Below are 22,932 nucleotides of genomic sequence, written 5' to 3' on the forward strand. Positions count from 1 at the left end.
CTTTTGTCTGGATATTCGAACCAATATATCTCTATATAAAATTCAAAATGGTTCCGGGTGCATCGCACCAGGAACCATTTTGTCTACAGTCTGAGCAGGTGTTTCCTGCTTGATATTTTCTGCTTTTTATTGCTGTAACCCCTGTGTATTCCCCTTAAGGACCGGCCGCCATGATTTTCTGCACCATGCACCACGGTTTCCTGTTGATCAGCAGATGTGGTTGCTGTGCCTATTGGATTTATAATATATGAATATTTTACCATAATTGGCAAAAAAATAGAAGTGGGTAAGACGGTTCCTTGTCTCTCTATTCTAACTTTTATAAATACCATTTCTTGACAATAAACGCATATACGATATAATAAATTTAGTTATCTATCTATTTGCAAGGCGCACGCCATATTTGGCACGGCAAAAATAACCAGGCGCCTTAAGCAATCCGCTGGAGCTTCATCTTGGAAGGAGATTGACAGAAGGAGATTGACACTTTTGCCAAGACAAATAGTTATGGCTCGCTGCCGGAAAAGGCGGGAGTCTCAATCGGAGGGAAAGATGAAACGCGCAGAAATCGATATGCTGGGGGGATCCCTAACAAAAAATATTTTCCGCTTTACAATTCCGGTCATTCTGACCGGAGTTTTGCAGCTGCTGTTTAATGCCTGTGATATGGCTGTGGTGGGACAGTTTGCAGGAAGCAGCGCTTTGGCGGCCGTTGGGGCCACCACTTATTTGACAAACCTTCTGGTCAATACCTTTCTTGGATTATCAATCGGAGTAAATGTCATAGCCGCACAGTATGTTGGCGCCAAGAATCAGGAACAATTGAAGAAGACCGTGAATACTGCAATTACAGTAAGCCTGCTAAGCGGGATACTCCTTGCCGTTATCGGTATTTGTGTCAGCCGCATCTGTCTGATATACATGAACACTCCCGATAATATCATTGACCAGTCTCTGCTGTATATCCGGATCTACTGCCTCGGTTCACCAGCAATCATGGTTTACAATTTTGGGGCAGCCATTCTCCGGGCCCAGGGCAACACGAAACAGCCCTTATTTTACCTTGCTTGTACGGGCGTCATCAATGTCATATTAAACCTGATCCTGGTGATCGGATTTCACCTTGACGTTGCCGGGGTTGCCATCGCCACCCTTGTTTCCCAGGTTGTTTCAGCTATCTTAGTCATCCGTTACCTTGTGCGCCAGAAAGGCGCTTTCCATTTGGATATTAGGAAACTGCGCATAGACAAAACCATATTGGGACGCATTCTTCGTGTGGGTATCCCCGCAGGACTGAATAACACTGTTTTTTCCATTTCCAATATGCAGATCCAAAGCTCCATCAATCTCTTTGGCTCCGCGGCAATTGCAGGGTGTTCCGCTGCCACCAGCATTGAGGGCTTTGTATACGCTGCCACCAACTCCATGCATCAGGCAGGCATTAACTTTACGGGCCAGAATGTGGGGGCAGGACGGCGGGACCGGGTGCCTAAGATATTAAGATTGTGCCTGTTATATGCAGGTCTTTTTGGCCTGGTCTTAGGTTTTGCGGTTTATGGGCTTGGCAGGCCTCTGCTATCCCTGTATACTCATGAAACAGCAGATATTGAGTATGGCATGATCCGAATGGCAGTCCTTATGCTCCCCTATTTCCTGTGCGGTATCATGGAAGCAGTTGCAGGAGTGCTCCGTGGCCTGGGATACTCTGTGATGCCCACAGTGGTTACCCTTGTGGGAGCCTGTGGTTTCCGCATCATATGGATCCAAACCATATTCAAAACCTGGACATCCCTTGAGGTATTGTTCTTAAGCTTTCCCATTTCCTGGGTTTTGACAACAATTGCACATTTTATATTTTATTTAGTGGTTGCGAAGAAGGACCGCAATATGCTTTGAGCCTGCGATCAGGGCCGCTGTTCTCAAAAATAGGAAAAACCAGAATAAGCCTATGAGTATGTGCATATAACACGTTCCCATAGGCTTATTAAGTGGTTTGCCGGCAATTTATCCGCTACTGATACTGGCGGGGTCATGAATGCCCTTATCCACCGGCCCCCTATTTTATTACAGCTGTCCATACCCGGGCGGACGCATCGGGCAAGTTGTGTGCGGCCTCGTTAGATCAGCGAGCTTCAAATTCCGCTACGGGAAACACAAAGGAGGCGGATCATATCCACCTTGATTTTCATACACGGCCTTGTAATAATCCCGGCCGTGGTCCACGTCATATTTGCTGTGATACAGCAAAACCGTCAGTCTGTCAGGCATTCCATTCATTTTATTATGCTGGGTAACGATCCGCCCCGCGGTTCCATCCGTATTCCATGGCTTATATACGATGACATGGAGCTCCGTCTCCTTAAAGTCTGCACCTTCCTGTGAAAATATTTTATATATTTTATATTCCGGAATACGGGTATAGTGTGCGCTTAAGGCAAATACCAGCATCAGAATCATAAGGCCAATGTATGTTTTATATTTTTTCATACCACCCCTCCCTATTACTAGAACGGTCAACTCCCCAAGAATCCCCACTACATTTTGTGTTTAAAACAGATTCCCATCATAAAAAACACTATTTTTGCCCGTAATACAACAAAAAGGATGGCTGAACATTTCTCAGTCATCCTTTCATTTTATCTCTTTTGAAACTGTCAGGAAATCCCATCCATTCCGGTCATATACAGCGGTATCACATTGATGACCGGCTCCTCGTAGGGGTGGATTTTCTTAACAGCAGCCAGGGTTTCCTTGACCCGTTCCCTCATGCAGGTCACCTCCACCTTAAGTTCCTGTTCCCGGCTGACCTCATCACAGCTGCCCAGATATGGACTACTGCCCTTAAGCGGTCTCCAGCATCCTGTCACATAACTGTAGGACAGGCAGCTGTCATAATTTCCGATGTGTCCGGCGTCCACCTGCTGCAGCGCGGTCTGCAGCACATTCAAATGGGATTCAGGTATAAAAATTTCCATCTTGCAGCAGCTAAACGGTTCCATGATCAAAGCCCCATTCCTCCCAATACTTCCAGCGCCTGCTCCGCGTCCTCCTCAGCAACGTAGATCTCCTCCCCGCCCAGGGAATTGGTGCCATATACATTCATGATCCCACTGGAACCAACATCCTTTTTATAGGCCGGTATCTGGTTGCCGCCAAGGGTATCCAGGATCATCTCAGCCTGTATGCTGCTCTCTGCCGAGTATATTTTTACCACTTTACGCTCCATTGTATTACCTCCTCTGTCTCTGCCATCTGTGTACAAGATATATCTATATCATACCACTTAACAGGGACAAAAGATATGGGTTCTCACTCCAATGGTAGTTTATTCACTTCATTCATCAGGCTGTTGACCCTCTGCCTGTTTACAAGCAGGAATGCCTGGCCGTTTACCCTGGCACCATAATAATTCTGGTCATAGGGAATGAGGTCCACGGTCATATCCTGTGCAGTCCCCGGAACGCACCGGTATTCCATGGTGAGAATGGGCTGGCTGATCAGCTGTGAAGCCATGTCCGAAACCCTCTTTTCCGCCGCAAAACCATAGAGCGGATAATAAAATTTATTAAATTCCGCTTCCGTTATCTCCTGTCCGTTCAGGGTATAGACCTTTTTCTGTCCGTTTTCCTGTCCGCCGTTCTGTTCCTCCGGCTGTTCTTCCCGGCCTTCATCTCCGGCCGGGCTGATCCTGAACTCCGCCCTGCCGTTTTCCCATGTGAGTGTAAGTCCGGCAAGGGTCTCCGCCTTAACAGGCGCCACGCTCAGGGACAGGAAGTTTTCAGATGAAAGGTGCAGGAAGGGCTCCAGTCCATCTTTTTTCACAGCATAGATCCCCTGCCCGCCTTCCGGATATACATAGGTGTAAAGGCCGTCTTTGCTGTCTCTTCCCATGTGCAGCACAAATTCCCCCATGGTATCCCCGCTCCCATCCTGCCCGGCCCCGCCTTGCCCGGATATATCCTGACCGGAATCCCCGGAACCATCCTGCCCGGCATCATCCCGGTAAACAACCCGGATCAAGCTGCCTGATTCCCCTTCGTTCCCTGCCAGTCCGTATTCCTTTTTCTGCGCCTGTGTGGGGTGGTACACTGTCATCTCCTCATATCTGAGTTTCACCAGCTTGCCCAGGCACTCTGATACCAGCCCGCTGTCAGCCGCCCTGGCCGGCCCGTCATTTTCCGAAACGCTCCAGCCTCCCTCTCCCTGGCTCTCTCCCTGGGAAGGCCTGGAAAAGGCAAACGTACTCCCCTCTTTTTTCACAGTGACCACAACCATATTATCCAGGCTGATCCCCGGCAGGGTCTCCCGCGTTGCCATGGTATTCAGGCTGCTGGAAAACAGGTTAGCGAAGGTGGCATCCACCGTGTATATTTTCTCCGATCCATCCACCGCCATGTAACAGTCTCCTGTTGCACTGTTGGTGCTTCCCAGATAGATGGTCCGGGTTCCCGCTGTTCCGGTCACCAGGATCTCGTTGGATGGCTGGTCCAGTCCATATTCGCCGTAATGAGCGCTGCCCTCCGCCACAAAGCGCCCTGCGGTGAGCCGCGCCGTCTTGTCCAGCATGGTATCCACAAAATTCTGGTTCAGGGGAAATGTCTCATCCTCCGTGTAAACCCATCCCCCCTCCCGTCTTACAAGGGAGATCCTGCCGTTCCCGCTGTTAAATGCAAGACCTGTCACATCCTGCGGATCCATGGAATACACCACCAGATGTTCCTCTTTCCCGGTCTTTATGTTGGTGTCCGGTGGTATCATGAGGTAGACTGCAAGAAGCAGAATGGCTGTCACTGACGCCAGCAGTAGATTTCGTTTCTGTTCTCGTCTCATTGACGTCTCCTCCTTCTTATACACAGGATACTGCCTCCGGTCATCACGGCAGCCGGAACCGCCAGCACAAAGAGCACGCTCCAGCGCATGGCCTGGGCCGAAGTAAGCCTGAGGGACGCGGATGAGGCGGGCTTTGGACGGATGGTTATGCTGTTTTCCTGCTCCGTCATCCATCCGATGGAATTTAATACAAGGTTTGTATTATTTCCTCCCACCATTTCATCCATCTCCTCCATCAGCATACCGGAGCTGGAAAACCATACGATCCTGGTCTCCCCCTCGTCTGTCCGCTCCACGGCGGTTACCCCTGTTGCAAAGGGTCCCACCGGGTCACCGCGCATATATCCCAAGGATGAGCTGTCTGTCTTTATATAGGAGTTGGAGGAGGTAGTAAGGATCCCGTCCACCTCCACCGTGCTGCGCACATCCTCCGTTTTCACAATGCCATGGGCATTGGGCATGAGCAGCAGACTGCCCTCCGAAATAAATGGCTCCGTGATCTGGCTGTTTCTAATCTCCGGAAGCAGGAAATTGGGATAAGAGGGAATGCTGTAATTGCTGTCCCCCTCCACGATCATGCCCTGGACCGCGGATACACCGTAGCCGGCCAGCACCTGGTCCAGGTTGGGCGTCCGGGCAGCGGTAATGCCTGTGATCAGGAGCATGCGCCCCCCCTGTTCCAGATAGGAAACCAGCACATCCCGTTCCCTGTCCGTCAGGTCGGACACAGGCACGTTTAGGAACAGGCAGCCCCCATCCTCCGGCACCCGGTCCGCCGAGGTCAGATTCAGGGGTTCAGCCTCCACGCCTTCCTTTCCCATGGCGGAGACAAAGGATTCCGTCAGTTCATTTTCCCCATGTCCATTGATCAGATATACTTTTGAAAGGGTGTCTGAGGTCACGTAATGGATTGCGCTGGTGATTTGCCCCTCACCGTCAAAATCCGTGGTAGTCCTGCCCGTATCGTAATCGTAGTTTACCGGATACAGATCCGTATTGCGCAGTACCCTGGACCGCTTCTCTCCCACCACAATGATGCTGTTGTCACTGACCTTATCCGATGTGTACTCTGATACAAACCCTGGTGACAGGATGGGGTCCACGTATTCCACTGTGATCCTTCCGCTTAAATCCCTGTATTTTTCCAAAAGCTGCGTAAGCTTCCGGTCTTCCTTTCCTTTGGAAGCAATCAGGTATAAGCTGACCGGAGCCTCGTTGGCCGAAACCACCTCCCTGGTCTGGGGTGATATGCTGTACAGCCCGGAAGCAGACGTATCATACCTGGTATACCTGGAAGGGAGCTTATGCGCGATCAGATTGGACAGGACCACGATCACTACCATAAGGACGCACATTGTAACTGCATACAGCCCGATCTTAAAATGCTTGCCCTTAAAGGAATCCCATCTGCGCTTCTCCACCGACTGCACGGCAAAGAACAAAAACAACACCACAATTCCCAGATAATACACAAGATGGGTGACATCAAATATCCCGTCCACAAAATCATAATAGCGCTGGAACAGGGAAAAGAAACCTAAAAAACGTGGAAATGCGCCCTCAAACACGGTACTGTCCATCAGGTAGACGGCCCCCAGCCCCACTTCACATATGCCGGCTGCCGCAGCACCCAGAGGCAGGCTCTTTGTCATTACGGCAAGCAGTATTCCCCCCAGAAGAACCACAACCGCAAAACCTGCCACGGAATTGACTGCTGAGATGCCCATAAGACCGCTCATGCCATTGATCAGGTAGCTGCACAGCATGATGGCAAAGGTCCCCACCGCTGCTATGATCTGGCTCTCAGTGATGCTGGATATAAATATGCCGATCGCGATGCAGGCAGCTCCCATAAAGAAAAATGCCAGGAAGCAGGAATAGGATTCCTTTAAAGGCACTGCGCCGTAAAGGGAAAGCACCAGCGGGCAGGCTGTCAGCACGGTCAGAGGCACTGCAAATACGGTAAGAATGGCAAAAAATTTGCCCAGCACGATCCTGCTCACCTTGACAGGGGCAGTAAACAGCAGCTGGTCCGTTTTCTGCCGCTGCTCCTCCCCCAGGGCCCTCATGGTAATGACAGGTATCACGATCAGCAGCACAACCGTGGTATTGCCCAACACATACCCAAACTCCGCAACGCCGCCCTGGAGGTTAAAGGCTGTGAAGAATACGCCGGCGATCAGCAGCAGGAAGGCTGTATACAGATACCCCATCATGGAGCGGAAAAATGAGAGTACTTCTTTTTTATAAATCGCCTTCATGTTCCGTTCCTCCTTCTGTCTGCATATCCTGGGCGGTCAGTTCCAGGAACACGTCCTCCAAACTCATGGTAGCGGACTTAAGCTCCATGATGGGGCAGTCGGCTCCTGCCAGCAGCCGGAACACCTGGGCCCTGGGATCGGTCTTTTCATCCGTCTCCAGATGGACGGCGGCAAATCCCGAATCATGGGCAGAGGTGGTGATGGCCTGCAGTCCATGGACCCCTTTCAGCAGTTCCCCCAGCCGTTCATGGTCTCCCTGAACCAGCATATCGTAAACATTGGTGCGCTGCATCAGCTTTCCAAGCCCTTCCGGCGTATTGCTGGCCACCAGCTTTCCCTTTGATATGATCAGTATATGATCACATACCGCGCTGACCTCAGAAAGGATATGGCTGCTGAGGATCACAGTATGCTTTTTTCCAAGTGACTTGATCAGTTCCCTGATCTCTATGATCTGTCTGGGGTCCAGACCCACGGTGGGTTCATCCAGAATAATGACCTGCGGGTCCCCCAGCAGGGCGCAGGCAAATCCCACCCTCTGCCTGTACCCTTTGGACAGGTTCTTGATCAGGCGAAGTCTCATATGGGTGATGCCGGTAAGCCCCATTACCCGTTCCACTTCCCCCATAAGTCCTTTTCTGGGAATGCCCTTCAGTTCCCCCGCAAAGGTCAGGTACTCCTGGGGATTCATATCCGGATACACAGGCGGTATCTCGGGCAGGTATCCCATATGACGCTTGGCCTCCTCCGGCTCCAGAAATATATCGTGTCCGTCAATCAGCACGGTTCCCTCCGTGGCGGACAGATAGCCTGTGATCATATTCATGGTGGTGGATTTTCCCGCCCCGTTGGGTCCCAGGAACCCATATATCTGTCCTTTTTCCACTGTGAAGCTCAGGTGATCCACTGCCCTGAAGCTTCCGTACTGTTTTACCAGGTCTTTTACTTCTATCACTGGTTTATTTCCTCCCTTTGTTCCTGTGTGTACTCTCGGAGTCTACATCATTAATCCGTACCCTCAGTGGACAAGGGCACACACGCCCCTTGCCCACTGAGGGTAACCTGTCTTTAAAGATCTTCCCTGGTCAGCGCATACATGGCATTTCCAAAAAGCTTTGCGTCCAGGACATATTCATCAATGTCAATGCACTCATCCGGCCTGTGGCACAGGTCCGGGGTTCCCGGGAAAATGGAGCCAAAGGGCACAATGCCCGGCACCACCTGGGCGTAGGTACCGCCCTCATGGCTGGGGGTCGAATCCTTTCCGGTCAGCTCCTCATAAACGCCGCGCAGCGTCCGGATCAGGGGATGGTCCATAGGGAATCTGTATGTGTTGTGGGCGTCCACCTCATGGACCACGATTCCTTCAGGAGCGACCCTGGCCGTAAAATCCTCTGTCACCTGGTCTTTATAGGTATACGGATAGCGTATGTTAGCCACCCACGTTAACCCCTTTTCATCCACATCCATCTTTGAAAGGCTGAATGTGAGCTTGCCGCACTCATCCTCCCTCTTCATCCCAAGAAGGCTCCCGTCCGTGGTCATCCCGATCTTTTCCGCAAAGAACTTCAGGAATGCTCCCATGGATCCGTTGATCCCCAGATCAGCTAACAGCATAAGAATCGCCACAATGGCATTTTTGCCGTTAAAAGGCGTACAGGAGTGGGCGCACAGTCCCCTGGATGTGATCTCGATCCTGTCTTCCTCCAGCCTGGCAGTCACATCCCTGCCTGTTGTCTGACGGTATTCCTCCACCAGCTTCATCACCCGGTCCGCTTCTGCTGCATCTGAAACCTCCAGCTTTGCAAAGGCCCTGTCAGGAACCATATTGAGGATTTCCCCTCCATGGAGCTCCAAGACCCTGACCTTTGAGGTGGATCTCTCAGAAAAGCCGTAGGACATATAATAATAATTGATCCCTCGTTCCGTAAAGGACATGGGGAACAGGCCGTCCGGCGTAAAACCGGCGTCAGGGGCACCGCACTGGGACACGTAATATTTCATATCGTCCATACCCTTTTCCTCATTGGTCCCGCCCACAATGCGGATCCGGTAATCCCCAAGAGACAGCCCGCATTCCTTGATGGCATAAAGGGCATAGAGGGATGCGATGAAGGGTCCCTTGTTGTCTACGGTACCGCGGCCGTAGACCCGGTTGTTATGGATCTCGCCTCCAAAGGGCGGATAGGTCCATCCATCCCCTTCAGGCACGATATCCAGGTGGGCAAATACCCCCACCACCTTGGTTCCTGTGCCGTACTCAATATAGCATACCCGATCCCCCACATTGACAACGGTTTCAAACCCCAGCTTCCTTCCCAGGTCCATGGCAAACCCAAGGGCCCGCCGGGACTCCTCGCCGTATGGCGCCCCTTCCTTTGGCCGGCCGTATTTGCTGGGAATACCCACGATCTCACAAAGGGACTGCACCATCTGTTCTTTATTGGACTCTATACACTTATTTAACTCTTCTATCATTGTTCTGATCCGTCCTTCCCTGTCAGATTATCTCCAGATCTTTGCCGTAGGAATTAAGTATCTCACACCCCGTCTCTGTCACCAGCACCAGGTCCTCGATGCGCACTCCCACATCGCCTTCCAGATAAATTCCCGGCTCGATGGAGAAAATATTGCCCGGCACGGCTGTTTCCTGGTTTGCGCCGGACACGTCCCCGAAATCATGGACCTCCAGTCCGATAAAATGCCCCAGCCTGTGAGTGAACCGATCACCATATCCCGCGTCCTCGATCACTTTTCTGGCTGCCGCGTCAATGTCGCAGAGCCTGACACCTGGTTTTATGATGGCCTCCGCCGCCCGGTTCGCCTCCAGCACCAGCTCATACACCCTGCGGTGCTCCTCTTTGGCTATTTCCCCGCAAAAAAAGGTTCTTGTCATATCCGCACAATAGCTGTCCTTTTTGCACCCCACATCCAGAAGCGCACAGTCCCCCTTTTTCAGGGCAACATTTCCGGAACGGTAATGCCCGATGGCTGCATTGGCCCCAAAACACACGGAAGGCGGGAAGGACAGGTCATCAGCCCCCAGTTTCTGGTAAATCTCTTTCATCTGATTGGAGATTTCCCGCTCTGTCACCCCTTCTTTTAACAGCGCCTTAAATTCCGCCATAGCCTTATCATTGATGGCGGAAACGCGGCGCATGGCCTCCATTTCCTCCTCGTCCTTCACTGCCCTGGCCCCATCCACACAGATGGAGGCATTCACATATTCTGCACCGCATCCCATTGACATCAGGGGCAGCAGGAAGCGGGCCGGCATATTTTTGTCCACCCCCAAAGGCCTGGTACTGTCCGTGCAGCCTGCCAGCATCTCAAGATACGGATCCGTGTCGGAGAAACGCACAATCTTAACTCCCGGGTCCGGCGGCAGGTTGAACATATTATTTACAAAGAAACAGCAGTCCCGGTGCCTGCTTAAGTACAGGGCCACCAGGCGCTCTCCCGCATCCACCCAGATACCTGTGAGATAGAAAATGGAGGTGGCGTCCGTTATGACCAGCTGCTCCAGACCCATCTGTTCCAACCTGTCAAGGACTGCATCCACTCGGTTTCTCTTCATATGCTCCTCCTTTAGAACTCAATCTGCATCAGCCTGTACAGTGCAAGGATATAGATCTTCAGGGACATCTTAAGGCGGTCAATGCCGATTCCCTCATCAAAGGTATGTATTTTTCCCACAAAGCCTGGAAGGGGTTCGGCCGGGATCTCAGTGCCGAAGCTGATTGCATTCTTAAAATGGCGGGCATAGGTTCCCCCTCCCATGGTAAAAGGCTTTCCGTCCACTCCCCGGATCTCATTGCCCGCATCCAGGCAGGCCTTGATCTCCGGCTTATCCACACCGATATAAAACGGTACGCTGTCCTCCACATCCGTGACCGTTACACCATACTGGGCGCACAGTTCGGACAGTTTTTTCACCAGTTCACCGCCTGTGGTATTGGTGGGATACCGGGAGTCAAAGTTCTGCTTCAGCACACCGTCCTCCATCCTGATCATTCCCCCGATAATGCTCAGGGGCGGAAAAATGCCGTCATCACACTGGATCCCCAGTCCATGCCCCTGATAGTCTTCACACAACAGGGACACCACTTTCAGGAACCTTTTTTCCTCCTCAGTTACAAGATCGTGCTCCAGCAGATAGTCCGCGATCAGCCCGATGGCATTGATCGTCCCCTCCGCATGGGAAGCATGGCCCCCGATACCGGCGGCATCGATCCTTACGCCCTCATCCGCCGGAGTGACCGTGATCCGCTCTGCCTTAGGACACTGCTCCAGGCCGGCGCGGATGACCGCATATGCCTGGTCAGCCACTGCATTGTGAGCCATACCGCCGCCAAAATCCACGATAGCCCCGTCCTTAAAGGGAAGGCTTGTAAAATTGCCGCACAGGCATCCCTTTTCACCGTTGCACAGGGGGAACTCCGAGTCAGGCGTAAACAGGAATACCGGCTCCTCATAGTGGCGGATGTAATACTCCACATCCTCCATGCCGCTCTCCTCATCACACCCTGCCATCATGCGCAGGCTGTAGGGAAGGGTGGTGCCCAGATCCTTAAAAAACTTTCCCATATAATAAGTAAGGATCAGCGGGCCTTTGTTATCCACAACTCCGCGCCCCATCAGATAGCCATCCTTTACCACCATATCATAGGGATCCGTGTTCCATCCGTTGCCGGCCGGCACCACATCCAGATGGGCGATGGTGCCGATATACTCCTCCTTCTCCCCCACAAGCTCCGCATACCCCAGATAGTCCCCGCAGTTCACGGTCTTAAATCCCATGCGCTCCCCGATCTCCAGCGCCTTGCCCAGGGCACGCCTCACCTCCACTCCAAAAGGCGCCCCTTCCTTTGCCTCCGACTTTACGCTGGGGATATCCACCACGGCCTTTATATCCCGGATGATATCCTCCATATTTGCCTCAATAAATTCATCTGCCTTTAATAATAATTCCTGTTCCGTCATCTTTTCCTCCTTATGAGCACTTAGCGCCTGTCCTCTAGGCGCTTACGTGCGATAGATGTCATCCCCACTTTGCGAGGTCTTCCACGAGCTTAGTGGGGTGGCTCCTTATGAGCACTTAGCGCCTGTCCTCTAGGCGCTTACGTGCGATAGATGTCATCCCCACTTTGCGAGGTCTTCCACGAGCTTAGTGGGGCATTTACAAAAGCCCCCGCCAAACCGGAAGGTCAGGCGGGGGCTGTATCTTACATATCCTGCCAGTCAAATGCAAACTGGGTCATGACTGCCACGCCGGACCACAGGGTCTGTTCATTTAGGTCAAATCTGGAGCTGTGCTGGGGGAAATCCCTTTCATCCCCAAAGTTTCCGCCGTGATAGTAATACACACAGGGGACGCGCTTTGTAAACTCACTGAAATCCTCCCCGCCGGGAATTGCAATCTTTACCTCTATTACATTTTCCTTTCCCAGGACCTTTTCCGCGATGGGCACTAGTTTCTTTACCATCTCAGGGTCATTATCCGTTGCGCCCAGGTAATGCCCGTAACCAACCTCAGCCGTGCAGCGCATGGTCTTTGCCACTCCCTGGAAGATCTCCCTTAACCGCTGGTAATAGTACTCCTGGTCCTCCTCGTTGTTGGAGCGGATGGAACCCTCCAGACAGCAGGTATCCGGAATGATATTGTTCTTATCCCCTGCATGGAACATGCTCACCGCACAGATTGCGGGCTTGTTGGGCTGCTTCTCCCGGCTTAGCACGGCCTGAAGCTCCGTCACCGCATAGCAGGCGGCCAGCAGCGGGTCCACTCCCAGATGAGGCTCCGCGATATGGGCGCTCTTTCCGTGGAATTTTGCCCACCAGCCCGTGATACAGAAGGAGGAGGGTTCATGTGTCCAGCCGATCTGGGCCGGCGCCACCTCCTGAAACCTACTGGTACCGGAGTGATGGCCGATCATGGCATCCACCTTGGGATTTTCCAGGACACCGTCCTCTATCATCTTCAGCGCCCCGTTGTCGCCTTCCTCGCCGGGCTGCCATATCATTTTCACAGTCCCCTTCAGCTTATCCCTGTTCTCATATAAGATCTTCGCGATTCCCAGGCCCATGGCCGTATGGCCGTCATGACCGCAGGCGTGCATGCAGCCCGGATTCTTTGAGGCAAAGGAAAGCCCTGTCTCCTCCAATATGGGGAGGGCGTCACAGTCAGCCCGGATCCCCAGGCATTTTCCCGGAAGGGCGCCATGGATAACGGCAGCCACGCCGTGGCAGTCCTCACCGCCGATCCCTGAACGGACTTCATCGATCCCGATCTCCTCTAATACCCTGAGAATGATCTTCTCAGTTTCCACTGTCTTCATGCCAAGCTCCGGGCACTGGTGAAGTTCCCTTCTCCATCCTATGACCTGGTCCTCCACTGCCTTTGCAAAGTCCTTTGTATTGATATCTGACATACGTTCCTCCTATTTTGCATCCAGTTCAGCCAGCTGCTGACGGTTTTCTTCTTCAATTCTGCGCCTGTCCGCTGCAACCTTCTTCCACGCATACAGGATCAGGGATATGGCGATAATACCGTAACACAGGAATACGCGGAAATACTCGCCCAGCTGCGGGTCGTTAAAGAGCACCTTGCCGGCCAGCGGGGTCATGAAGAACAGGATATGGAACAGGATGGTTCCTGAGAACACCTGGCCCATGGTGGCCTTGTCAATGGATGCTCCGCCTACCAGCAGGGCTGCCACCGCATAGGTGCCCACCTGCTCATGACTGTTAAAGGTCTGTACATTTCCTATGTTCTGAAGGAAAATGATCTGTCCCCAGGATGCGATCACCGTTGACAGCACGGTTGCCACGATTCGGGTCTTATCCACATTGATACCGGCCGCTGTTGCCACCTGCATGTTCATACCCACGGTCCTGATGTCCTGCCCAAGCTTTGTCTTTGTTATGAACACCACCAGCAGGCAGACCGCCGCGATCACAATGGCTGTAAGCATGGGAATCTGTACAATGAAAAATGCCTTCTGCACTGATTTTACTGTTTTCATAAGGATCTGCAGGATTGCCAGTAAAATGGTGGCTGTTAAAAATCCCTTGGTTGTAAACAGCGCTTCTTTGACCTCCGACTTCTTTTTCATGATCTTATAGGCCAGGATGCACACGGTTACCGCCGCAAGGGCAGCCAGCAGCCATGGGAGCAGCTTTACAAACATCACCTTCCAGGCATTGTCCACCGCGTATTTTGTCTCGGCGTGGAAATCAATGGTGTTCCTAAGGCCCACGTAAATCGTCTCTCCTGCCTCATTTTGGGAATTCAGCATGATCTCAGGGTTTACCATAGGGATCACGCTTCCCACCATAAAGATAAAGATCAGGTCATACACGCCCACTGCAAAGAATCCAAGGATCATGCCTGTGATCATTTCCTGTCCCTTTACCTTATTAAAAAGGATTCCTGTAAGGGTTCCCAGAACAATGGACAAAGCGGTGGCAATGATGCCTGCCAGTATGATCCCCTTTAATCCGTCATAGCTCCAGTGGGTGATCAGGATCAGGCCAATCTCCCCTGCCATGGCTCCCAGAACAATACTGAAGTTCAGGCCCATGCCGCAAAGTACAGGAAGGATCAGTGATACAATGAGGATGGCGTTCCTGCCCACACGTGATACGGTCTCCGTGATCACATAGCTTGCATTCTGTCCGGATATCTTGATACTGGCCAGACACAGCAGGGTGAAGAGAATGGGAACCATATTGCCCTGAAGGAATTCTAACACTTTATTACGTTTTTTATTTTCCATGGTTATTTTCCTCCATTCGCTCTAATCTTGGTCAACGCGTACAAAATGATACCGTTCTGGACAATGATGCGGACTACCTCGGAAATGCTTCCCGCATTAATCACCGCATTGGCAACCGGAGTTGCCAGGGTCAGAAGGCACTGGAACAGGATAACACCCAGAACCACATTAAATACGCTGGCTTTTTTCGGTGTGGCACCGCCAATGAGGATCGCTGCCATGGCCGGAAACGCCATCATCAGAGGAGCGGAATAAAACTGGTAAAAACCATAGCTCTGTGAGTAGATATTGATCCCGATGGCCGCGATCACGGTGGAAGCCACAATACCGATGGTGCGGACCCTGTTGTTATTCACGCCCAGGGTTCTGGAAAAGCCCGGATTCACGCCGCTGCACCGCATGATGATCCCTGCCTTTGTCTTCATGAACAGCCACATAAGAAGGCAGCCCACGGCAAACACCAGTAAAAGTCCCGTTGACACGGAGAAATCCTTCCAATAGGGATTGTTCTGCAGAACGCCCATCTGCTTAAAATCAATGCGCAGAAAATTGTCCAGCACCTTGTCATAGTTGTCTTCCAGCGTCATGGTTGTACGCAGACCCACACCTGTGATGGGCCATACGATCTTGGGATTATTGTATGGAAGCACCAGCCACGCAATGGACATAAGGGATACAATGGAGAAGGCCATGTAGTTTCCTACCGTCATCTCAGACCCCTTTACATTATTCAGCAGCACCGCATAAAAGTAACCCGCAACAAGGGCAAAGGGGACGGATACGATACATGCGCCCCAGAAACCGGCCAGGCCGCTCCAGTTAAACTGTACTGCAATGGAACCGCCCAGAAGACCGCAAAGGATACCGATGGGAAGTCCGAAATTCAGTCCGGCTCCACAGACAATGGAAACCATCATTGCCAGCACCAGGAATCCGTTCATGCCGATACGCACCAGACAGTCGGAATAGATCATGCCCGGGTTAATCCCCAGGGGGAATACGGAAACGATCAGCAGCAAAAGGAATCCAATTACCACAAGGCGCGAAACGCCCAGGAAGTTAACAGCTCTTTTTATCTGGTTCATTCTTACATCGCCTCCTCATCTGCATCTTCTAATTTGGATCCGCTCATCAGCAGTCCGAATTTATAGTCCTTATCATCGGAACGGAGGATCCCGGCTATCTTTCCCTCTGTGACAATGGCAATGCGGTTGCATACGGAGCGCAGCTCAGCCAGCTCGCTGGAGGTGATAATGACCGTAACGCCTTTTTCCTTGTTCAGCTTCATCAGGGAATCCAGTATCATCTTTTTAGCGCCGATATCAATACCTCTGGTGGGCTCTGATACAAACAGGATATCAGGCTCCAGGGTCAGCGCCCTGGCAATACAAACCTTCTGCTGATTGCCTCCGGATAAACTCTTTACCGGCTGTGCATGGCCGGTACACCGGATATCCAGATCCTTGATCATTTTCTTGGCATATTCGATGGCGCCTTTCTTATCATAAAAGGGTATCCCGAATTTTTTCACTACAAATTTGTCCTTTGTCTTAAGGGCTGCGATGGCGATGTTCAGCTCAATGGACTCATCCAGCATCAGTCCCACACCGCGCCTGTCCTCAGACACAAATGCAATACCGTCATCCAGGGTATCCTTTGTCTTTGTCACGTCCAGGACCCTGCCGTGTACCTTTACCTCCCCCTTGGAAGGGTAAAGTCCCATGACCCCGTTGGCAATGCTGATCTTTCCGTGGCCTGCAAGGCCTCCGATTCCGAAGATCTCACCTTTCTTTACCTGGAAGGTCACATCCCTGGCAACCTCCCCGGGCATGCTGACCCCAAAGTGGTTAAATTCCAGGCAGACCTCCCCGTTTTCCTCCTCATGGCCGATCTCCCGGTTGAGGATCTCAACCTCGCGGCCCACCATAAGCTGTGACATCTTCACCGTGCTCAGGTCAGCCGTGTGATAGTCTCCCACCATCTCGCCGTCCCTGAGGACAAATACATGGTGGGTGTTGTTCTTCACCTCATCCAGCTTGTGGCTGATAAAGATAAAGGCAATCCCCCGTTTTGCCACGGAGCGGACACAGGCCAGGAACTGCTCTGCTTCCGTCTCGGTAAGTACGGCCGTTGGCTCGTCCAGCACGATCAGCTTGGTATTTTTCTTATCCAGTTCCCTGGCTATTTCCACAAACTGCTTATATCCCACAGGAAGGCTTCCCACCCTGGTCTTGTCACTGAGTTCGATCCCCAGGGAATCCAGGGTCGCTCTGGACTCCTTGTGCATGGATGCCCGGTCTACCAGATCCAGGCGTTTTCCAAAGACAAGGCTGGCCGGGGTCTTTTTTACATTTTCCCTGTTCAGCTTAATGTTTTCAGCAACATCATAACCATCGATAAGCATGAATTCCTGATGCACCATGCCGATTCCATATTTCATGGCCTCTATGGGCGACTTAATATTGACTTCCTCCCCGTCTATGAGAACGCTGCCCTTAAAACCTCCAGTTTGCTGGATCGCGGGCATACCAAAGAGGATATTCATAATGGTGGATTTTCCGGCTCCATTTTCACCGATCAATGCCACAATCTCACCAGGCTTGACTTTTATGCTCACATCTTTCAGGACTTTATTTCCAAAGAAATCCTTTTCAATGTGATTCATCTCTAATATGTATTTACTGCTCAATGTTCTTCTCCTTTCCAGTAACCCGAAGCTTTCTCAGGGTTGTACTTCCCCCAGTCCACGGAAAACTCACGTTTAAAGGGCTGTTTTTAAAAAAAGAAAGGATGCCTAGCGCTGCATCCCTTCCTTTTGAAAGCATCAGGGAAGTTTCGTTCCCCATATAAAAATTGATAGAGAGAGATTTAACAATTAGAATCTTTCGTAGCTACACATAATGAAGAAGCCGTTGTCATATGTAGTTCCGCCGTCTGTAATGTTCTCTACGTCCACTTCGCCGCCGGCCGCATCGCTGAGGGTCTGCTTGAATACTTCTGCATCCAGCTTCTCTCCGTTCGTCTTGCCTTCGCAGAATGCTTCCGCATAAGCGTAGCTTCCTGTCATGAACAGGGTCATAAGAGGTGCGGTCCATGTTCCCATGTGGCCTGTCATGTCCGCCTCTGCCAGTTTCTCAGAAATAGCATTCATCATGTAATCAGAATCATATAACTTGTCTGCCGGTACCTCAATACCCAGAGCAGATGGGAAACCAACGAATGGAGAGGGGTCGGAAGGCATGGTAAAGTAGGACTTTGTATTAACCACGCACTTGATCATAGGCTCCTGCTGGCTGGTGTTGGTGCCAAAGAAAGCTGTCTCGGCGCCGTACTGGTCAACTGCACGCGGAACATCCTCTAATACGAACTGCTGTGTGCCGGAAGTGCCTGCATCCGACATTGGGTCAGGTGTGGTGGTCTCAACCAGGGTCAGGCCCAGCTCTGCACAGCGGTCCTTCATGTTCTGAAGACGGTCAGCGGTTGGCTGCCATGCCAGGTGGCGCGGGAAGGAATAGTGTACAAATGTCTTAGCGCCCATATCGCTTAACTCATCCACCATCTGGAAGCCCATCTTCGGAACGTTTGAGTGATAGAACACGTCACAGTTAGAAGATGTGGTAGCAGAGTCATCCTGATAGCCGGCTGCGATCAGAAGGATGTCAGGGCGTACTTCGCGGATCTTCTGGCAAGCTGCTGCAGTACCCTGTACAGCCTGGCTGAAAATGATCGCCTTTACATCCGGATCAGAAGCAAGGCTCAGGGCTGTGGAAATAGTGGTCTCCTGCTCAGTTGCAAATTTATCAGGGAATGTTGCCAGTACAACTGTGTCCGGATGCTGTTCCTGAAGCATCTCAGCTGCCCGGTAGCTCTCCTCACTCTGTGAAACCGTTGTGGTCATGATGCCAATCTTGTAATCTCCGGCTGCCTCTGCTGGAGCTTCGCTGCTCTCCGCCTCGCTGCCGCCTGCCGCTGCTTCACTTGCCGCTGTTGTTCCGGATGCAGCCGCCGTGGTGGATGGTGTGGAAGAGCCGCCGCCACAGGCTACAAGACTTGCCATCATGGAGATCGACAGCATTACTGATAAAATCTTCTTTGTCATAATCAAAATCCTCCTTTGGTATATTGTGTACTCCCGGAATCTCCGAGAGTGCACTAGTGCTTAACCCTCAGTTAAGCTGGTCACAGGACCATTAATATGTCAATTCCCGTCTGTTTTTACCCTCCTGCTTCCGAAAGGGCATTTTGCAAAATAGGTATGACGTATCGCTAATTTGTATTATAACAACATGCCCATAGAACGTCAACATGTTTTTTATGCAAACTTAATAATATGTTAATATAATCAATAAATCTTTTATATATTTGTGTATTTTGTATAATTTATTAGACATTTTCTTACTTTTTACAATATATGGGTGGGTATTGGGGAACAAAAAATGGTATGATGTCTTTTTGTGTTTCACAAAGTCATCATACCACCTTACTATCGTTGTTTTCTATTATCACTGCATCTTATCAAAGTTTTTACATTTTATGTAATCTGTCACAAAAATTGTGCCAATCTGCGCCTGTTGGTCATCACGTGAAGCAGCATGGATTCCCTGGCCTCCCGGCAGTCATGTCTTTTAATAGCCTCAGTGATCTCTTTATACCCCCCCCCCCCCAATTTCCACCTTACAGTATCCTCCGGATAACTGTAATTGGTCAGCTCGGAAAAAATCCTTGCCGAAGATGTGATGATCGGTATCAGGCTGGCTGCAATACGGTTCTTGCTGCACACCGCGATCTGTGTATGGAAGGAAATATCACATTCCACATGGCTTTGACTGCACCTGATGCACTGCTCCGCCTCCTGGCAGCACCGCTCCAGCTCCTTCACATCCTCTTCCTCTGCATACTGTGCAGCCATGGCAGCGATCTCCGGTTCAATGATCACGCACATATCCACCATATCTTTTACGGTTTTTTCCTTGTTCTCCATAAGGCAAAGCCCCAGCGGGTCATCTGAAATCCCGTATTTTTCAGAAACAAAGGTTCCGGCCCCGTGTTTCACCGTCACAATGTTCCTGGATTCCAGTATCTTAATTGCTTCCCTTATGGTCCCCCTTCCCACACAGAGCATCTGAGCCAGGGAAAATTCGTTGGGCAGCTTGTCCCCCTTCTGAAGCTTCTGTTTCAAAATATAGTCAATGAGGGCCTCTGATATCTGTTCCGGCAGGGAGCGTTCTTCCTGTCTCTCCATATTATACCCCTTATCTATTCTGATGCCAGGTCCAGATACTCCAGTATCTCCTGGGCATTGGTGTCCGGCTTGGCCTTTTCAAACACTTTCTCGATCACACCTTTTTCATCGATCACATAGGTGCTTCTCACCACGCCCATGGAAACTTTTCCGTAAAGCTTCTTTTCCTTCCACACATCATATGCCTGAATGGCTGTGAGCTCAGGATCCGATACCAGGATAAAGGGAAGTTCATACTTGGCGGCAAAGTTGGAATGGGACTTCTCACTGTCCTTGCTGACCCCGATCACCTCCACGTTCCTCTGTTTAAAACCAATATAAGCTCCCGCAAACGCACACGCCTGCTTGGTGCATCCAGGGGTGTTATCCTTGGGGTAAAAATAAAGAACTACTTTCTTTCCTTGAAAGGAAGACAGTGTAACCTCATTCCCATCCTTGTCCTTTAATGTAAAATCCGGCGCTTTCACTCCTGCCTGCAGCATATCTGTTTCCTCCTTATATTATATGGCATGCTCCCGGTGATTCCGGGAGTACACATGTGGAACGGGCTTAAAAAGTCCTTCCACTTCTGGAATCATATTATTCCAGCTTTGTCTGGTTGTCAAGCCCAGAGAAAGTCTTTATTCATACCGCCGGATGCGTAAAAATAATGATTTCACCTAAAACCCATCCCCTTTAAGGCATCTCCTCCGCATTATTAACCTGTCTCCTGCTAATAAAGCGATTTTCGCAGTATCTTCTGTCAGTTCTGCCAGCTCAAATCCAGCTTTTACACTCTGTTCCAAAATCAGTATGCCATGGGCTTTCATTAAAAATATTTTACTGGAGGGATTTTTCAGTATAGAGATCCGTGCTTTTTCAGCCAAATCTTTACTGCCTGGCTCTGCATAGGGAATCATTGGTACACAACCTAGTTTCAATTTTGCTGCCGCCCCTGTCAAATCATCCGTAATTGAGACTAATTGTTTCATGCCTTCCTTTCCAAAAAAGAACTGCCGGTCCTGCCTTAACGGCCCAACCGGCAGTTCTTTTTTTATCCGCATATATAGTCATTCTCTGTAATAAACCTATCGATCTGTTCCAGTGTAGGCGTTGAATCAGAACAGCTGTGTCCTGATATCGTAATGGAGGCAGCCGCAGCCGCATACATCAAGCACTTCTCTATGGTAAATCCACTGATTATCCCATAATTAAATGCACCTGAGTATGCATCTCCTGCGCCGAATGTTTTGATCGCCTTCACAGGATATACCCCGCCATGATAGATATCCTCTTTGGTATATATACAGGAGCCTTCCTTTCCCCTTTTTATAGACACATATTCCGCCCCACGCTCAAGGAAATATTCTGCTGATTTCCTGTCATCCCTGTTTCCAGGAAGAAACATCCGCTCCATAACATCGAATTCCTCCCGCGTACCGATTACCATATCTGATTGAAGCGCTGCCATATGGTAATACACAGATGCTTCCTCCTCCGTATCCCACGTATCGGTCCTATAGTCTAAATCCAGTATGATCCTGGTGTTATTTTTCCTGGCATAGGACATGGCAAGAAAAACACTTTCCCTGGCAGGGCTATGTGTAAGTGATGTGCCGGATATCAGAAGCATTTTCCCATCGGCAATATATTTTTCATCGATTTCTGTGCACTGTATATTCAAATCCGCGCAATCCTGACGGTACATAAAATAACTGCACTTACCATTTTCTCTGATCTCTCCCATGGTCAATCCTGATCTTCTTCCCGTGTCATCAGTACGTATATGGGAAATATCCACACCTTTTCCATTCAAATAGGAACATATGAATCTTCCGAAAGCATCATCCGACACTTTTCCAATATATCCCACCTTCAGTCCAAGATTCGCCATGGCAACAGCGGTATTGGCCGGAGACCCTCCCACATATTTGGAAAATGTCTTTGCTTCTTCCATGGGCCCGGTTTCATTTGCATACAGGTCTACCGTTGCCCTTCCCATTGCTATTACATCCATTTTTCTAAATCTGTCCAATTGCATTATGTCATCTCCATCACTCATGTTCCAGCTCTTCCAAAAGTTCCATTGCTTCTTTCACTGAATATCCGCCATGTATGATCGACTTTACTGCTTTGACCATGGGAGTGATTTTAGGATACTGTATAATAAACCTGCCATAGGTAACTCCCACTGCACCGGAGTCCAGTACATCCTTTGTCATTTTCAACAATTCCTGAGGAGTCCGGCAGTTATCGCCTCCAGCAATGGCAACCATACTGGGGGTTCCTTCCACTACCCTTGCAAAACTTTCCGGATCTCCCGTATAATTCGTCTTGATCAGATCAACTCCCAGCTCTGCCGCAGCTCTTGTTGCATACAGTATATTTTTCCAATCATATCTTGCATCATCTTTTAAGCAGTTTCCTCTTGGATATATGTGGGATATGACAGGCATTCCCAGTTCTTTTGCTTTCTTACAGTAATCGGCCAGCGTAGATAACTGCTGCGGCTGTTTGTCTCCGCATACAATACACCCGATGGACACTGCGTCCGCCCCCAGTCTTACACCTTCCTCTACCGTGGCCACCGGTGTGTCAAAATCCGGCTGGTAGGGCGAAAAAGTAGTGCATTTCAATACCAAGGGGGTAATACCTGCATGTTGGCCAAAGCACCGTTCTGCCAATCCTTTATGCATGGTTATAGCATCCGGTCCTCCTGCACACATATCATCTATGGTCTGCTGGAAGGTATCAAGTCCTCTCATAACTCCCCTGGCCATACTGTGGTCCACAGTCAATCCGAAATATCTGCCGTCCTTTTCAGGCATTAACCGGCGCATTC

Annotated in this window: 20 protein-coding genes; 1 reads left to right on the forward strand and 19 read right to left on the reverse strand. The window is 50.5% G+C overall.

Annotation, left to right across the window (positions count from 1 at the left end; all coding sequences use genetic code 11):
* The first annotated feature begins 552 nt into the window (after positions 1-552).
* Positions 553-1,896, forward strand: a complete 1,344-nt coding sequence (locus ABID13_RS20230; protein WP_045092288.1) for an MATE family efflux transporter — start codon at positions 553-555, stop codon at positions 1,894-1,896.
* Between the two features lie 246 nt (positions 1,897-2,142).
* Here the strand turns inward: ABID13_RS20230 and ABID13_RS20235 are convergent, their stop codons facing one another.
* The 19 genes from ABID13_RS20235 to ABID13_RS20325 form a co-directional block, all read right to left on the reverse strand.
* Complete coding sequence (locus tag ABID13_RS20235; protein WP_007867106.1) at positions 2,143-2,487, reverse strand: hypothetical protein; 345 nt, start codon at positions 2,485-2,487, stop codon at positions 2,143-2,145.
* A 167-nt stretch (positions 2,488-2,654) separates the two neighbouring features.
* The gene (gene cutA / locus ABID13_RS20240) at positions 2,655-2,999 is read right to left on the reverse strand and encodes a divalent cation tolerance protein CutA (RefSeq protein ID WP_040417145.1); all 345 of its coding nucleotides are present in this window, start codon (positions 2,997-2,999) and stop codon (positions 2,655-2,657) included.
* Positions 3,000-3,001: 2 nt separating this feature from the next.
* Positions 3,002-3,226, reverse strand: a complete 225-nt coding sequence (locus ABID13_RS20245) for a putative signal transducing protein (RefSeq protein ID WP_007867110.1) — start codon at positions 3,224-3,226, stop codon at positions 3,002-3,004.
* Positions 3,227-3,309: 83 nt separating this feature from the next.
* Positions 3,310-4,830 (reverse strand): DUF4340 domain-containing protein, encoded by a 1,521-nt coding sequence (locus ABID13_RS20250; protein ID WP_045092289.1) that lies wholly within the window; start codon positions 4,828-4,830, stop codon positions 3,310-3,312.
* The gene (locus ABID13_RS20255) at positions 4,827-7,091 is read right to left on the reverse strand and encodes an ABC transporter permease (RefSeq protein WP_007867116.1); all 2,265 of its coding nucleotides are present in this window, start codon (positions 7,089-7,091) and stop codon (positions 4,827-4,829) included. The genes ABID13_RS20250 and ABID13_RS20255 overlap by 4 nt, the downstream gene beginning before the upstream one ends.
* Positions 7,075-8,046, reverse strand: coding sequence for an ABC transporter ATP-binding protein (locus ABID13_RS20260; RefSeq protein WP_007867118.1), 972 nt, complete (start codon positions 8,044-8,046; stop codon positions 7,075-7,077). The genes ABID13_RS20255 and ABID13_RS20260 overlap by 17 nt, the downstream gene beginning before the upstream one ends.
* A 113-nt stretch (positions 8,047-8,159) precedes the next feature.
* A complete protein-coding gene (locus tag ABID13_RS20265) occupies positions 8,160-9,569 on the reverse strand; it encodes a Sapep family Mn(2+)-dependent dipeptidase (RefSeq protein ID WP_048929342.1) in 1,410 nt (469 codons plus the stop codon).
* A 22-nt stretch (positions 9,570-9,591) separates the two neighbouring features.
* Positions 9,592-10,668 carry a M24 family metallopeptidase gene (locus tag ABID13_RS20270; protein WP_007867122.1) on the reverse strand — a complete coding sequence of 359 codons (1,077 nt, stop codon included), beginning with the start codon at positions 10,666-10,668 and terminating at the stop codon, positions 9,592-9,594.
* A gap of 11 nt (positions 10,669-10,679) precedes the next feature.
* Positions 10,680-12,074, reverse strand: a complete 1,395-nt coding sequence (locus tag ABID13_RS20275) for a Sapep family Mn(2+)-dependent dipeptidase (protein ID WP_007867124.1) — start codon at positions 12,072-12,074, stop codon at positions 10,680-10,682.
* A gap of 242 nt (positions 12,075-12,316) precedes the next feature.
* On the reverse strand, positions 12,317-13,522 hold the full coding sequence (locus tag ABID13_RS20280) for a M20 metallopeptidase family protein (protein ID WP_007867126.1): 1,206 nt from the start codon (positions 13,520-13,522) through the stop codon (positions 12,317-12,319).
* A 9-nt stretch (positions 13,523-13,531) separates the two neighbouring features.
* Positions 13,532-14,869, reverse strand: coding sequence for an ABC transporter permease subunit (locus ABID13_RS20285; RefSeq protein ID WP_007867132.1), 1,338 nt, complete (start codon positions 14,867-14,869; stop codon positions 13,532-13,534).
* Between the two features lie 2 nt (positions 14,870-14,871).
* Positions 14,872-15,954: an ABC transporter permease subunit gene (locus ABID13_RS20290; RefSeq protein WP_007867135.1), complete on the reverse strand. Its 1,083-nt coding sequence runs from the start codon at positions 15,952-15,954 to the stop codon at positions 14,872-14,874.
* A 2-nt stretch (positions 15,955-15,956) separates the two neighbouring features.
* Entirely contained in the window at positions 15,957-17,558 is a 1,602-nt protein-coding gene (locus ABID13_RS20295; protein WP_045092290.1) for a sugar ABC transporter ATP-binding protein, read from the reverse strand.
* A 186-nt stretch (positions 17,559-17,744) separates the two neighbouring features.
* A complete protein-coding gene (locus tag ABID13_RS20300; protein WP_007867140.1) occupies positions 17,745-18,968 on the reverse strand; it encodes a DUF3798 domain-containing protein in 1,224 nt (407 codons plus the stop codon).
* 444 nt (positions 18,969-19,412) lie between these two features.
* On the reverse strand, positions 19,413-20,111 hold the full coding sequence (locus tag ABID13_RS20305; RefSeq protein ID WP_354021211.1) for a FadR/GntR family transcriptional regulator: 699 nt from the start codon (positions 20,109-20,111) through the stop codon (positions 19,413-19,415).
* A gap of 14 nt (positions 20,112-20,125) precedes the next feature.
* Positions 20,126-20,593, reverse strand: coding sequence for a thioredoxin-dependent thiol peroxidase (gene bcp, locus ABID13_RS20310; RefSeq protein WP_007867143.1), 468 nt, complete (start codon positions 20,591-20,593; stop codon positions 20,126-20,128).
* Positions 20,594-20,770: 177 nt separating this feature from the next.
* A complete protein-coding gene (locus ABID13_RS20315) occupies positions 20,771-21,154 on the reverse strand; it encodes a class II aldolase/adducin family protein (protein ID WP_045092291.1) in 384 nt (127 codons plus the stop codon).
* Positions 21,145-22,131 carry a 5-dehydro-2-deoxygluconokinase gene (gene iolC, locus ABID13_RS20320; RefSeq protein WP_007867146.1) on the reverse strand — a complete coding sequence of 329 codons (987 nt, stop codon included), beginning with the start codon at positions 22,129-22,131 and terminating at the stop codon, positions 21,145-21,147. The genes ABID13_RS20315 and iolC overlap by 10 nt, the downstream gene beginning before the upstream one ends.
* Before the next feature lie 13 nt (positions 22,132-22,144).
* Positions 22,145-22,930, reverse strand: a complete 786-nt coding sequence (locus ABID13_RS20325; RefSeq protein ID WP_197092166.1) for a class I fructose-bisphosphate aldolase — start codon at positions 22,928-22,930, stop codon at positions 22,145-22,147.
* Between the last annotated feature and the right edge of the window lie 2 nt (positions 22,931-22,932).

It is taken from the genome of Enterocloster citroniae, assembly GCF_040545455.1.
Lineage (GTDB): Bacteria > Bacillota > Clostridia > Lachnospirales > Lachnospiraceae > Enterocloster > Enterocloster citroniae.

Coding starts and splice junctions, on each gene's coding strand:
- ABID13_RS20245 (WP_007867110.1), bottom strand. CDS start 3,226: ATGGAGCGTAAAGTGGTAAAAATATACTCGGCAGAGAGCAGCATACAG.
- bcp (WP_007867143.1), bottom strand. CDS start 20,593: ATGCTGCAGGCAGGAGTGAAAGCGCCGGATTTTACATTAAAGGACAAG.
- ABID13_RS20290 (WP_007867135.1), bottom strand. CDS start 15,954: ATGAACCAGATAAAAAGAGCTGTTAACTTCCTGGGCGTTTCGCGCCTT.
- iolC (WP_007867146.1), bottom strand. CDS start 22,131: ATGCAATTGGACAGATTTAGAAAAATGGATGTAATAGCAATGGGAAGG.
- ABID13_RS20315 (WP_045092291.1), bottom strand. CDS start 21,154: ATGCGGATAAAAAAAGAACTGCCGGTTGGGCCGTTAAGGCAGGACCGG.
- ABID13_RS20325 (WP_197092166.1), bottom strand. CDS start 22,930: ATGCGCCGGTTAATGCCTGAAAAGGACGGCAGATATTTCGGATTGACT.
- ABID13_RS20230 (WP_045092288.1), top strand. CDS start 553: ATGAAACGCGCAGAAATCGATATGCTGGGGGGATCCCTAACAAAAAAT.
- ABID13_RS20280 (WP_007867126.1), bottom strand. CDS start 13,522: ATGTCAGATATCAATACAAAGGACTTTGCAAAGGCAGTGGAGGACCAG.
- ABID13_RS20285 (WP_007867132.1), bottom strand. CDS start 14,869: ATGGAAAATAAAAAACGTAATAAAGTGTTAGAATTCCTTCAGGGCAAT.
- ABID13_RS20265 (WP_048929342.1), bottom strand. CDS start 9,569: ATGATAGAAGAGTTAAATAAGTGTATAGAGTCCAATAAAGAACAGATG.
- ABID13_RS20235 (WP_007867106.1), bottom strand. CDS start 2,487: ATGAAAAAATATAAAACATACATTGGCCTTATGATTCTGATGCTGGTA.
- ABID13_RS20255 (WP_007867116.1), bottom strand. CDS start 7,091: ATGAAGGCGATTTATAAAAAAGAAGTACTCTCATTTTTCCGCTCCATG.
- ABID13_RS20305 (WP_354021211.1), bottom strand. CDS start 20,111: ATGGAGAGACAGGAAGAACGCTCCCTGCCGGAACAGATATCAGAGGCC.
- ABID13_RS20270 (WP_007867122.1), bottom strand. CDS start 10,668: ATGAAGAGAAACCGAGTGGATGCAGTCCTTGACAGGTTGGAACAGATG.
- ABID13_RS20275 (WP_007867124.1), bottom strand. CDS start 12,074: ATGACGGAACAGGAATTATTATTAAAGGCAGATGAATTTATTGAGGCA.
- ABID13_RS20300 (WP_007867140.1), bottom strand. CDS start 18,968: ATGACAAAGAAGATTTTATCAGTAATGCTGTCGATCTCCATGATGGCA.
- ABID13_RS20250 (WP_045092289.1), bottom strand. CDS start 4,830: ATGAGACGAGAACAGAAACGAAATCTACTGCTGGCGTCAGTGACAGCC.
- cutA (WP_040417145.1), bottom strand. CDS start 2,999: ATGGAACCGTTTAGCTGCTGCAAGATGGAAATTTTTATACCTGAATCC.